An 11,630-nucleotide genomic window follows, 5' to 3' on the forward strand; every position below is an offset into this window, starting at 1 on the left:
GGCCGATGGTCCTACACTGCGCGGCTCGCCTTTCGAGGATTGCCCATGCCCGTCGTCGTCCAGCACCTGACCCAGCCCAGCGAACAGGACCGTCAGGACCTGCTGAAGATCTACGCCGACGCGCCACAATGGCTGCTGGCACCCTTTGCCGATGCCGAGGCGCTGGTCACCCGCGGGCTTGCCGAGGGCCGGCTGCTCACCGGACGCTTCAACGACCGCCTGCTGGGTGCAGCCTGGATCGAGCGCGATGACGACACCTGGCGGCTGTCCCGCCTGTGCGTGCGTCAGCTCACCCGCAACCGCGGTGTGGCCCGGCGACTGCTGGAAGAGGCACAACGCCTGGCCATCTTGCAGGGCGCCGCGCTGCGACTGATCGCGGCTGCGGATCAACCACAAGCCGCTGATTTCGCGCATCACCTCGGGCTGACGCTGCAACCGGACTGAATCGGGAACCGAGCGCAAAGTCCCCGTTCAAACTCCGCAATACCCGCACCTTGCCTTCCGGGCTGGGGCGCCGTCGCGTCATTGGTATACTTTCTCGCCATTCCACCCGCCGCCTGAACAAGGACCCGTACATGAAAGCGTTCGGCAAAATCATCGGCATCGTTGCCCTGGTCCTGCTGCTGCTCATCGTCGCCGCCGGCTTCGTGCTGACCCATTTCTTCGATCCGAACGACTACAAGGACGAGATCCGCCAGCTTGCCCGGGACAAGGCCAACCTCGAGCTGAACCTCAAGGGTGACATCGGCTGGAGCCTGTTCCCCTGGCTGGGCCTGGAGCTGCATGACACCAGCGTGGCAAGCCTGCAGACGCCGGACAAGCCGTTCGCTGACGCGCAGCTGCTGGCCATGTCGGTGCGCGTACTGCCGCTGCTGCGCAAGGAAGTGCAGATGAGCGACATCCGCGTCGAAGGCCTGACCCTCTCCCTGAACAAGGACAAGAATGGCGTCGGCAACTGGGAAAGCATCGGCAAGCCCGCCCAGCCGGCCACCGGCACCACACCCGCCACACAACCGACGCCCGCACCGAGAGAGCCGGCCAAGCCCACTGCCGGCGAAGGCCACCAGGCGATGAAGCTGGACATCGACAGCCTGAGCGTGAAGAACGCCCGCATCGATTACGCCGACGCGCAGAGCGGCAAGAACTACAGCGTCGAAGGCATCGAACTGACCACCGGCGCCATCCGAGAAGGCAGCAATATCCCGATCAAGCTCAGCGCCTACCTGGGCACCAACCAGCCGGTGATCCGCGCCCGCACCGAGCTGACCGGTAGCCTGCGCTTTGATCGCGCCCTCAAGCGCTACCAGCTCGAAGACGCCAAGCTTTCCGGCGAAGTCTCTGGCGACCCGTTCCAGGGCAAGACTGCCAACTACAGCGCCCAGGGCCAGCTGGTGCTCGATCAGGCCGCCCAGGTCGCCGAGTGGAACGGCCTGAAGGTCACCGTCAACCAGCTGCGCGCCCTTGGCGAGATCAAGGCCCGCGAACTGGATAAGGAGCCCAAGCTCGACGGCGGCCTGTCCCTGGCGCCGTTCAACCTGCGCGAATTTCTCGAAAGCATCGGCCAGCCCCTGCCGGAAATGGCCGACTCCACCACCCTGACCAGAGTGGAGCTGGCTACCCGCCTGAGCGGTAGCCGCAATAGCCTGACCCTGAACGACATCAAGCTGAAACTGGACGACAGCACCTTCAACGGCAACCTCGGCATCGCCGACTTCGGCAAACAGGCCATTCGCGCCCAGCTCAACGGTGACAAGCTCAACCTCGACCGCTACCTGCCCGCCAAGGTCAAGAAGGCCCAGGAGGCCACCAACAGCGCGCGCAAGGCAGAAGTCGCCAGCACCGAACAAAGCGCCATCAAGGGTGACACCCCGCTGCCCAGCCAGCCAACCCAGCAGGCCTGGAGCGACGCCCCGCTACTGCCGGTTGCCCGCTTGCGGGCACTGGACCTGGACGCCAGCCTGAACCTCGGCCAACTGACCCTGGACAAGCTGCCCATCGAGAACGCCGTGCTCAAGCTCCGCGGCCAAGGCGGCCTGATCAACCTCGACGACCTGCGCGGCGAGCTCTACGACGGCAAGTTCAACGCCAGCGCCACGCTCGACGTGCGCCAGGACGTACCGACCCTGCAGGCGAAAAAGCACATCGCCGATGTACCGGTGGAGCGCCTGCTCGAATCCCAGGGCCAGAAGCCGCCGGTGAAGGGCCTGCTGGACCTGGATGCCGACATCACCACCCAGGGCAATAGCCAGAAGGCCTGGATCGACAACCTCAATGGCACCGCGCGCTTCGTCATGACCCAGGGCGTACTGCTCAACGCCAACCTCGAACAGCAGCTCTGCCAGGGCATCGCCACGCTCAACCGCAAGTCGCTGACCGCCGAGCATGGCGGCAAGGACACGCCGTTCCGCGAGCTTCAGGGCAACCTGGTGTTCAAGAATGGCGTGGCCAGCAACCCGGACCTCAAGGCCAGCATCCCCGGCCTGACCGTCAAGGCCGATGGCGACCTGGACCTGCGCGTGCTGGGCATGGACTACCGTGTTGGCGTCACCATCGAAGGCGACAAGAGCGACATGCCCGACCCCGCCTGCGAAGTGAACAAGCGCTACGTCGGCATCGAATGGCCACTGCGCTGCCGCGGCCCGCTGGAACTGGGTGCCAAGGCCTGTCGCCTGGACAAGGACGGCATCGGCAAGATCGCCGCACGTTTGGCCGGGGACCGGCTGAACCAGAAACTCGAAGAGAAGCTCGGCGACAAGGTCAGTCCCGAACTCAAAGACGCACTCAAAGGGCTGTTCAAGAAGTGACCCCGCAAAGCTTCAACTCGGCCGTGCTCGACTGGTTCGACAGCCACGGCCGCCATGACCTGCCCTGGCAGCAGAACATCACGCCCTACCGGGTGTGGGTTTCTGAAATCATGCTGCAGCAGACCCAGGTCAGCACCGTGATGGGCTACTACGACCGCTTCATGACCGCGCTGCCGACGGTGGCTGATCTCGCCAACGCGCCGGAAGACGAAGTGCTGCACCTGTGGACGGGCCTGGGCTACTACACCCGAGCCCGCAACCTGCACAAGACGGCGAAGACGGTGATGGAGCAGCACGGCGGAGAATTCCCCCGTGACGTCGAGCAACTCGCCGAATTGCCCGGCATCGGCCGCTCCACCGCCGGCGCCATCGCCAGCATCTCCATGGGCCTGCGCGCGCCGATCCTCGACGGCAACGTCAAACGCGTGCTCGCTCGTTACATCGCCTGCGACGGCTATCCGGGCGAGCCCAAGGTGGCGAAGCTGCTGTGGGAGGCCGCCGAGCGCTTCACCCCACACGAGCGGGTCAACCACTACACCCAGGCGATGATGGACTTGGGCGCCACGCTCTGCACCCGCAGCAAGCCAAGTTGCCTGCTCTGCCCACTGCGCGAGGGCTGCCGTGCGCACTTCCTCGGCCGCGAGACCGACTTCCCGGTGTCCAAGCCGCGCAAGGCGCTGCCGCAGAAGCGCACGCTGATGCCGATCCTGGCCAACCGCGACGGCGACATCCTGCTCTACCGCCGCCCGTCGACCGGTCTCTGGGGGGGACTGTGGAGCTTTCCCGAACTGGACGACCTGGCTGCCCTCGCCCCACTCGCGCAGCAGCACGCCCTGCGCCTGGGCGAGCGCCGCGAGCTGCCCGGCCTGACCCATACCTTCAGCCATTTCCAGCTGGCCATCGAGCCCTGGCTGGTGCGCGTCGAGGACGCAGCCCCCGCCGTGGCCGAGGCCGACTGGCTCTGGTATAACCTCGCCACCCCGCCGCGGCTCGGCCTCGCCGCCCCGGTGAAGAAGCTGCTCAAACGAGCTGCCGACGTGTTGAACGCAGGAGAAATGTCATGACCCGACTGGTGATGTGCCGCAAATTCAAAGAAGAGCTGCCCGGCCTCGATCGCGCACCCTATCCCGGAGCCAAGGGCCAGGACATCTACGAGCACGTCTCGAAGAAAGCCTGGGACGAATGGCAGAAGCACCAGACCATGCTGATCAACGAGCGCCGCCTGAACATGATGAATGCCGAGGATCGCAAGTTCCTCACTGCCGAGATGGACAAGTTCCTCTCCGGCGAGGAATACGCGCAGGCCGAGGGCTACGTCCCGCCCAGCGCGTAAGTTTCGGTATTATTTGAAAAATTTTTTCGCGGCACGCTTGACACCCCTTCCGAAAACCCTTTTAATGCGCGCCACGTTGCCCAGGTAGCTCAGTTGGTAGAGCAGGGGATTGAAAATCCCCGTGTCGGCGGTTCGATTCCGTCCCTGGGCACCAAGCCTTCCGAAAAGCCCCTGAAATCGCGAGATTTCAGGGGCTTTTTCATTTCCCTCCGCACAAGTCACTCCCCCGCCCCAGCGCGCTCCCACGATTCGTATCGAATGTTTGCCTAAGTACAGTGTCTACTGGCACATAGCACGTCGATCTTTCAGAATCATGACCATCCGGGCGATTTCCACACTTCAGTGGGATACCCTCCGGGATTCGATGTTTCGTAGCGGAGTCACTGTGCGCAAACTCATAAGCTGGTGGAATTCCCGGGGTAACCTGGTTTCTCTGTCTGCCCTCTTCCTTCTGGTCCCGGTGATCGGCCGTTACAGTCTTGGCTGGGGCACGCCGCTGGGTTACCTGTCGGACCTCGCACTTGGCACCCTGCTGGTCGTCGCGTTGCACAACCGACGCCTGTTCATCGCCATTCCGGTCATGCTGATCTGGGCACTGTCGGTCATCGGCACCGCCGAGCTGGTCAGCGCCGTGGGCCGCATGCCCGCGCCGGAAGACCTGCATTTCCTCGCCGATCCGACCTTCGTCGCCAACTCCACCGAGGGCGGTGGCCTCAACCACCTGCACCTGGCGATCCTGATCGGCGCCGGCATCCTGCTCTGCGCACTGCTCTGGCGCCGCCGCGAAACGCCGCTGCCACGCTACGCCTATGCCGTGCCGGCCGCGCTGCTGGCCGCCCACGCCGGCGTGCAATACTTCCAGCCCAGCGATGCGGAGATGTGGAAGCAGTTCAACCTGCCGCACCAGCTTGTTTCACGCGCAGTCACCAGCGGCGAGATGGCCTATCAGGACTGGCGCGACCGCGACCAGCCGGAAGCCCGCCCGGATGTCACGGGCCTGACCCAGCACGACCTCAACGGCACTCCGCTGCTGGCCGGCCGAGGGCAGGCGAAGAACGTGCTGATCATCGCCATGGAAGGTATCCCCGGCGCCTACGTCGCCACCAACCGCGCCGCCCTGAGCAGCAGCTACGAAGAATCGATGATGCCGCGCCTGAGCACCTGGGCCGAGCGCGCCATGACCACCCCGGACTACGTGGTGCACAGCCACCAGACTATCCGCGGCCTCTACGCCATGCTCTGTGGCGACTACAGCAAGCTGGACAACGGCACGCCCAAGGGTGTCGAACTGCTGGGCAACCCGACCCGCGCCGCCGAATGTCTGCCGGCGCAGATGCACCAGGCCGGCTTCAGCACCCACTTCCTGCAGGGCGCCGGGCTGCGCTTCATGGCCAAGGACAAGGTCATGCCGGCCATGGGCTTCGACAAGACCCTGGGCCGTGACTGGTTCAAGAAAAAACCGTACCTGGAGTTCGCCTGGGGCATGGATGACAAGGCCTTCTTCGAAGGTGCGCTGGACTATGTCGGCCAGCTGCGCCAGAAGAAGCAGCCGTGGATGCTCACCTTGCTCACCGTCGGCACACACCAGCCGTATTCGGCCACTCCCGAATACCTGGCCAAATACCCGACCCCGCGCCAGGCCGCCATCGCCTACCTGGACGACGCCGTCGACGCCTTCCTCAAGGGTCTGGAAGAAAAAGGCGTGCTCAAGGACACCCTGGTGATCGTCACCTCCGACGAATCCCACGGTATCGACAACGTACGCCTTGCCTCGGCCTGGGGCCTGAACCTGATTCTTGCACCGGAACAGGCCGCTCTGCCGCCGGTGAAGGCCGGCGTCTACGGCCACGTCGACCTGGAGTCCTCGGTGCTCGACTACTTCGCGATCAAGGCGCCGCAGGATATCGCCGGCCGCTCGCTGTTCCGCGACTACACCACCGGCCGCGAGATGGTGTCCTTCACCAACGGCATGCAGCGCTACCACGACGGCAAGGGCAACTTCACCGAATGCGACTTCCAGCAGGTCTGCCGGCGCTACAAGAGTGACGGCTTCATTGCCGACACCGCCAAGTTCGAAGGCCGCTTCAGTGGTCGCGACGCTCGCCTGATGACCGCCCGCGCGGACATTCTCGACCAGTCGGTGACCAAGGCGCAGTCGGCCCGCGAATACCAGTTCGCGACCAAGGAGCGCATCCGGCTGAAGCCGCAGATCGACAATGAGTACACCGACAACCTGATCGGCGCACAGTATCTGGAGTTTCCGGCCAACACCCACACCACGGTGCGCCTGAAGATCCGCGCCATCCAGATGGACGCCAATGGCGCGAAAGTGACGCTCAAGACGCGCTCCTTCGAGAAGCCAGTGCCTATCGAGATGCCCGAATTCCCGCTGGTGAAACGCAACCAGCCGCTGGAGGTGACCTTCGGCTTCGACAACGAGGAAGCGCGCAAGGCGTTCTCCTTCCACCTGCTCGCCGAGGGCAAGGGCGTCATCGAGATCACCGATTTCCACGTGCTGACCCAGCCGCGCAAATCGACGATCAACGCCACCGAAGCCGGTGGTACGGGGCTCGCCGACGCCAAGCTCCTGCCGATTCCGCGACTGTCCGGGCACCCGAACCTGATGGCCAGTCAGCCGCCGGAATCCCAGGACGACATCACCCCCGCCGAAGCCATCGAAGATCCGAGCCCGCAACTGCGGCAGATGATGCAGTAACCCCAACCGGCGGCCCCAGGGCCGTCGGACTTTTAACGGCCGGCCTAAACTGGCACTATCCCGCCCCCCGCGCCATCAGCCGACGCCCCGATCCAGCGCGGCTAGTTCAGCCCAGGCGACAACGCCGAGCGGCAATGCGACAACTTGCCACTACAGCCGACGACCGCGGCAGATGGGCGCTTGGCGCACTCCAGAGTGCGTGTTAGGTTGCCCCTCGCCAGGATGGCCCCGATTCTGCAGTGACCTGCTGCGAAAGCGTCCGAATAACAATAGAGGAGCCCCCTATGGCCACGGCCATACCCGCACTGGAAATCCGTAACCTGCACAAGCGTTACGGTGACCTGGAAGTGCTCAAAGGCATTTCCCTGACCGCCCGCGACGGCGATGTGATTTCCATTCTCGGCTCCTCCGGTTCCGGTAAATCCACGTTCCTGCGCTGCATCAACCTGCTGGAGAACCCGCACCAGGGCCAGATTCTGGTCGCCGGTGAAGAACTCAAGCTGAAGAAAACCAAGGACGGCTCGCTGGTCGCCTCGGACAACAAGCAGATCAACCGTCTGCGCAGCGAACTGGGCTTCGTCTTCCAGAACTTCAACCTCTGGCCGCACATGAGCATCCTCGACAACATCATCGAGGCACCGCGTCGTGTACTGGGCAAGACCAAGGCCGAAGCCACCGAGATTGCCGAGGCCCTGCTGGCCAAGGTCGGCATCTCCGACAAGCGCCACAGCTTCCCCGCGCAGCTTTCCGGTGGTCAGCAGCAACGCGCCGCCATCGCCCGCACCCTGGCGATGCAGCCCAAGGTCATCCTCTTCGATGAGCCAACGTCGGCACTGGACCCGGAAATGGTCCAGGAAGTGCTTAACGTTATCCGCGCGCTCGCCGACGAGGGTCGCACCATGCTGCTGGTGACCCATGAAATGAACTTTGCCCGCCAGGTATCCAGCGAGGTGGTGTTCCTCCACCAGGGCCTGGTAGAAGAGCAGGGACCGCCGCAGCAGGTATTTGACAACCCGCAATCGGCACGCTGTAAACAATTCATGTCCAGCCACCGCTAACGGAGCATCACTGCATGAACAACTATAAGAAGATCGTTCTGGCTATCGCGGCCACCTTCGCACTGGGGAGCCAGGCCATCGCCGCAGACAAACTGCGCATCGGTACCGAAGGCGCCTACCCGCCCTTCAACGGCATCGACGCCAGCGGCCAGGTCGTCGGTTTCGATATCGAGATCGGCAAGGCGCTGTGCGCCAAGATGAAGACCGAGTGCGACGTCGTCACCTCCGACTGGGACGGCATCATCCCGGCCCTGAACGCCAAGAAGTTCGACTTCATCGTCGCCTCCATGTCGATCACCGACGAGCGCAAACAGGCAGTCGACTTCACCAACCCCTACTACACCAACAAGCTGCAGTTCGTGGCGCCCAAGTCGACCGACTTCAAGACCGACAAGGGCTACCTGAAAGGCAAGGTGATCGGTGCCCAGCGCGCGACCATCGCGGGTACCTGGCTGGAGGACAACATGTCCGACACCGTCACCATCAAGCTGTACGACACCCAGGAAAACGCCTACCTCGACCTCTCCTCGGGCCGCCTCGATGGCGTGCTGGCCGACAAGTTCGTGCAGTACGACTGGCTGAAGAGCGATGCCGGCAAGGACTTCGAGTTCAAAGGCGAGCCGGTGTTCGACAACGACAAGATCGGCATCGCCGTGCGCAAGGGCGACCCGCTGCGTGACAAGCTGAACGCCGCTCTGAAGGAAATCGTCGACGACGGTACCTACAAGAAGATCAACGACAAGTACTTCCCCTTCAGCATCTACTGATGCACGTGCCGCGCCGCCCCTTGCCGGGCGGCGCGCGCCTTCAGGCGTGACTCCCCATGATTTTCGACCTGCACGGCTTTGGCGATCAGTTGATCGCCGGCACCTGGATGACACTCAAGCTTTCGCTCGCCGCAGTCTGCGTGGGACTGATCCTCGGCTTGCTCGGCGCCGTCGCCAAGACCTCGAAGAACAGCTTCCTGCGCATGCTCGGCGGTTTCTACACCACCGTAGTGCGCGGCGTACCCGAGACACTCTGGGTATTGATGATCTATTTCGGCACCGTGGCCGGCCTGAACGCCATCGGTGACCTGTTCGGTTATCCCGAATTCGCCCTGTCGCCATTCGCGGCGGGCACCTGTGCCCTGGGCCTGTGCTTTGGCGCCTACGCCACCGAAGTCTTCCGTGGCGCACTGCTGGCGATCCCCAAAGGCCACCGCGAGGCTGGCCAGGCACTGGGCCTCTCCGCCCCGCGCATCTTCTGGCGCATCGTGCTGCCGCAGGTATGGCGCGTGGCGCTGCCGGGCCTGGGCAACCTCTATCTGATTCTGCTGAAGGACACCGCGCTGGTTTCGCTGATCACCCTCGACGAAATCATGCGCAAGGCCCAGGTTGCTTCCAATGCGACCAAGGAACCTTTCACCTTCTACATGACCGCGGCCTTCATCTACCTGGGCCTGACCGTCTTCATCATGGCCGCCCTGCATTTCCTCGAGCGTCGCGCCGGCCGTGGCTTCGTGAGGAATGAGCTATGACCGATCTCGAGCTGATCCTCAAATGGATGCCAAAGATGCTCCAGGGCGCTACCCTGACCCTGGAGCTGCTGGCCATTGCCGTGGTCGCCGGCCTGTGCCTCGCCGTACCGCTGGGCATTGCCCGCGCTTCGCGGCACTGGTATGTGCGCGCCGTACCCTACGCCTACATCTTCTTCTTCCGCGGCACACCACTGCTGCTGCAGCTGTTCATCGTCTACTACGGCTTCGCCCAGTTCGAGAGCGTTCGCAAGGGGCCGCTCTGGCCGTATCTGCGCGATCCCTACTGGTGCGCCCTGCTGACCATGACGCTGCACACCGCGGCCTACATCGCCGAGATCCTGCGTGGTGCCATCCACGCCATCCCGGTGGGTGAAGTGGAAGCCGCCCGCGCGCTGGGCATGTCTCGTCGCCAAGCACTGTTCCACATCATCCTGCCGCGCGCCGCGCGCATCGCCATGCCGGCCTACAGCAACGAGGTGATCCTCATGCTCAAGGCCAGCGCCGTGGTGTACACCGTGACCCTGTTCGACATCATGGGCATGACCCGCACCATCATCGCGCGCACCTACGAGGCCATGCTGTTCTTCTGCCTCGCCGGACTGTTCTACCTGGTCATCACCCTGCTGCTGACCCGCATCTTCCGCCTGCTGGAACGCTGGCTGAAAGTGGACTCCATGCAGGGCCGCTGACCGGCGCACCGCTCGCCCACGGGGCCGCTATAATGCGCGCCCCGTGGCTTCCTCCCCTTCGCACCGTGCTCCCGAACGATACTCCCCTGACCGGCTCCGACCTGCTCCAGCGCTTCCAGGCTCTGGATGGGTTCCTGCTGGATCATCAGGCGCTGTGGCGGCCGAAGCCCTTCACGGAACTGGAACTGCCCTGGGAGCGCGATCACCCCGAACTGGCCACCTGGCTGCGCAGTCGCAGCCTCGAGGACGCCGATGCGGCGCATAACACGCCTGAACAGCTCGACGCTCCCGCCCCCTTCCCCGCACTGGCCGCCACCGCCGCGCAGCTGTCCGCCGTTGGCGAACTCCCGGCAACGCCACTGGGCAAGCTGCCGAACCAACTGACGGTCGATGTCCCCGGCCGAAAGTGGCAACAGATCGAAGCCTTCGCCAGCCGCCTGGATTTCGCCGAAGCACCGCAACAATGGCTCGACTGGTGCGCCGGCAAAGGCCATCTTGGCCGCCTGCTGGCTCGCGACGGCAAGCCGCTGCTGAGCCTGGAGTTCGACAAATCCCTGGTGGAAGATGGCCAACGCCTGAGCGACCGGCTTCAGCTTCACGCCCGACATCGCCAGCAGGACGTGCTAGCACCCGACGCCCACCAGCACCTGCAAGCCGAGCACACGGCTGTCGCCCTGCACGCCTGCGGCAACCTGCACGTGCGCCTGCTGCAGCTCGCCAGCGCCCAGGGCTGCCGTCAGCTGGCAGTGGCACCCTGCTGCTACAACCGCATCGATAGCGAGCACTACCAGCCGCTCTCGACCGCCGCGCAAGGCTCCGCTCTACTGCTCTCGCGGGACGACCTGCGCTTGCCGCTCGCCGAAACCGTGACCGCTGGCGCCCGCGTGCGCCGCCAGCGCGACGAATCAATGGCGCGGCGACTGGCATTCGACCTGCTGCAACGGGAAGTCCGCCGCAGCCACGACTACCTGACCACTCCTTCAGTGTCGCCAATCTGGTTGGACAAGCCATTCGCCGACTACTGCTGCGACCTCGCCGCCCTCAGGGGGCTCGACCTGCCTGCTGGGACGGACTGGCAGAAACTGGAGGCACGGGGCTGGCAGCGCCTGGCCCAGGTTCGCAACCTTGAACTGGTGCGCGGGCTGTTCCGCCGCCCCATGGAGCTGTGGCTGTTGCTCGACCGCGCGTTATTCCTCGAGGAACAGGGCTATCGCGCCACCTTGGGCGCCTTCTGCGCCACCCGGATGACCCCTCGCAACCTGCTGTTGCTGGCTGAACGCACCTGAGACGGTCGTTCCAGCGCTTCACCCACAGACCCTGTGGATAACTCTGTTCGTAACCCAGGAAGAACCGTCCCTGACTGACCGCCCAGACCGCCTCGCTGCGATCTGGTTATTTTTTGTACATATAAATTAAATACTTAAAAAACAGCAAGTTACGAAACTTCGTGATTGCTATCACATCTCATATGCAATTTCTGCCCTAAAGCTTTCCCCCTTGTGCATAAAGAG

At 63.9% G+C, this 11,630-nt stretch carries 10 protein-coding genes and 1 tRNA gene; all 11 read left to right on the plus strand.

Annotated elements, in window-relative coordinates:
• Positions 1–45: 45 nt before the first annotated feature.
• The 11 genes from FAS41_RS15420 (at position 46) to FAS41_RS15470 (ending at position 11,405) form a co-directional block, all read left to right on the plus strand.
• Positions 46–444 (plus strand): acetyl-CoA sensor PanZ family protein, encoded by a 399-nt coding sequence (locus tag FAS41_RS15420; protein ID WP_138523696.1) that lies wholly within the window; start codon positions 46–48, stop codon positions 442–444.
• A 131-nt stretch (positions 445–575) separates the two neighbouring features.
• Positions 576–2,804, plus strand: a complete 2,229-nt coding sequence (locus tag FAS41_RS15425) for an AsmA family protein (protein ID WP_138523698.1) — start codon at positions 576–578, stop codon at positions 2,802–2,804.
• The gene (mutY, locus tag FAS41_RS15430; RefSeq protein ID WP_138523700.1) at positions 2,801–3,868 is read left to right on the plus strand and encodes an A/G-specific adenine glycosylase; all 1,068 of its coding nucleotides are present in this window, start codon (positions 2,801–2,803) and stop codon (positions 3,866–3,868) included. The genes FAS41_RS15425 and mutY overlap by 4 nt, the downstream gene beginning before the upstream one ends.
• The gene (locus tag FAS41_RS15435) at positions 3,865–4,137 is read left to right on the plus strand and encodes an oxidative damage protection protein (RefSeq protein ID WP_138523702.1); all 273 of its coding nucleotides are present in this window, start codon (positions 3,865–3,867) and stop codon (positions 4,135–4,137) included. Before mutY ends, FAS41_RS15435 begins: the two co-directional genes overlap by 4 nt.
• Positions 4,138–4,215: 78 nt before the next feature.
• Positions 4,216–4,291: transfer RNA gene (locus FAS41_RS15440), tRNA-Phe, on the plus strand.
• Positions 4,292–4,522: 231 nt separating this feature from the next.
• Complete coding sequence (locus FAS41_RS15445; RefSeq protein ID WP_138523704.1) at positions 4,523–6,853, plus strand: LTA synthase family protein; 2,331 nt, start codon at positions 4,523–4,525, stop codon at positions 6,851–6,853.
• 284 nt (positions 6,854–7,137) lie between these two features.
• Complete coding sequence (locus tag FAS41_RS15450) at positions 7,138–7,911, plus strand: ABC transporter ATP-binding protein (protein ID WP_045215765.1); 774 nt, start codon at positions 7,138–7,140, stop codon at positions 7,909–7,911.
• A gap of 14 nt (positions 7,912–7,925) precedes the next feature.
• A complete protein-coding gene (locus tag FAS41_RS15455) occupies positions 7,926–8,678 on the plus strand; it encodes an ABC transporter substrate-binding protein (RefSeq protein WP_138523706.1) in 753 nt (250 codons plus the stop codon).
• Positions 8,679–8,734: 56 nt separating this feature from the next.
• Positions 8,735–9,430 (plus strand): ABC transporter permease, encoded by a 696-nt coding sequence (locus FAS41_RS15460; RefSeq protein WP_138523708.1) that lies wholly within the window; start codon positions 8,735–8,737, stop codon positions 9,428–9,430.
• Positions 9,427–10,119 (plus strand): ABC transporter permease, encoded by a 693-nt coding sequence (locus tag FAS41_RS15465; protein ID WP_138523710.1) that lies wholly within the window; start codon positions 9,427–9,429, stop codon positions 10,117–10,119. Before FAS41_RS15460 ends, FAS41_RS15465 begins: the two co-directional genes overlap by 4 nt.
• 32 nt (positions 10,120–10,151) lie before the next feature.
• Positions 10,152–11,405: a methyltransferase gene (locus FAS41_RS15470; protein WP_138523712.1), complete on the plus strand. Its 1,254-nt coding sequence runs from the start codon at positions 10,152–10,154 to the stop codon at positions 11,403–11,405.
• The last annotated feature ends 225 nt before the right edge of the window (positions 11,406–11,630 follow it).

Origin of the sequence: Pseudomonas nicosulfuronedens, assembly GCF_005877905.1 — a bacterium.
GTDB lineage: Bacteria > Pseudomonadota > Gammaproteobacteria > Pseudomonadales > Pseudomonadaceae > Pseudomonas > Pseudomonas nicosulfuronedens.

Coding starts and splice junctions, on each gene's coding strand:
- FAS41_RS15420 (WP_138523696.1), top strand. CDS start 46: ATGCCCGTCGTCGTCCAGCACCTGACCCAGCCCAGCGAACAGGACCGT.
- FAS41_RS15425 (WP_138523698.1), top strand. CDS start 576: ATGAAAGCGTTCGGCAAAATCATCGGCATCGTTGCCCTGGTCCTGCTG.
- FAS41_RS15435 (WP_138523702.1), top strand. CDS start 3,865: ATGACCCGACTGGTGATGTGCCGCAAATTCAAAGAAGAGCTGCCCGGC.
- FAS41_RS15450 (WP_045215765.1), top strand. CDS start 7,138: ATGGCCACGGCCATACCCGCACTGGAAATCCGTAACCTGCACAAGCGT.
- FAS41_RS15455 (WP_138523706.1), top strand. CDS start 7,926: ATGAACAACTATAAGAAGATCGTTCTGGCTATCGCGGCCACCTTCGCA.
- FAS41_RS15460 (WP_138523708.1), top strand. CDS start 8,735: ATGATTTTCGACCTGCACGGCTTTGGCGATCAGTTGATCGCCGGCACC.
- FAS41_RS15465 (WP_138523710.1), top strand. CDS start 9,427: ATGACCGATCTCGAGCTGATCCTCAAATGGATGCCAAAGATGCTCCAG.
- FAS41_RS15470 (WP_138523712.1), top strand. CDS start 10,152: ATGCGCGCCCCGTGGCTTCCTCCCCTTCGCACCGTGCTCCCGAACGAT.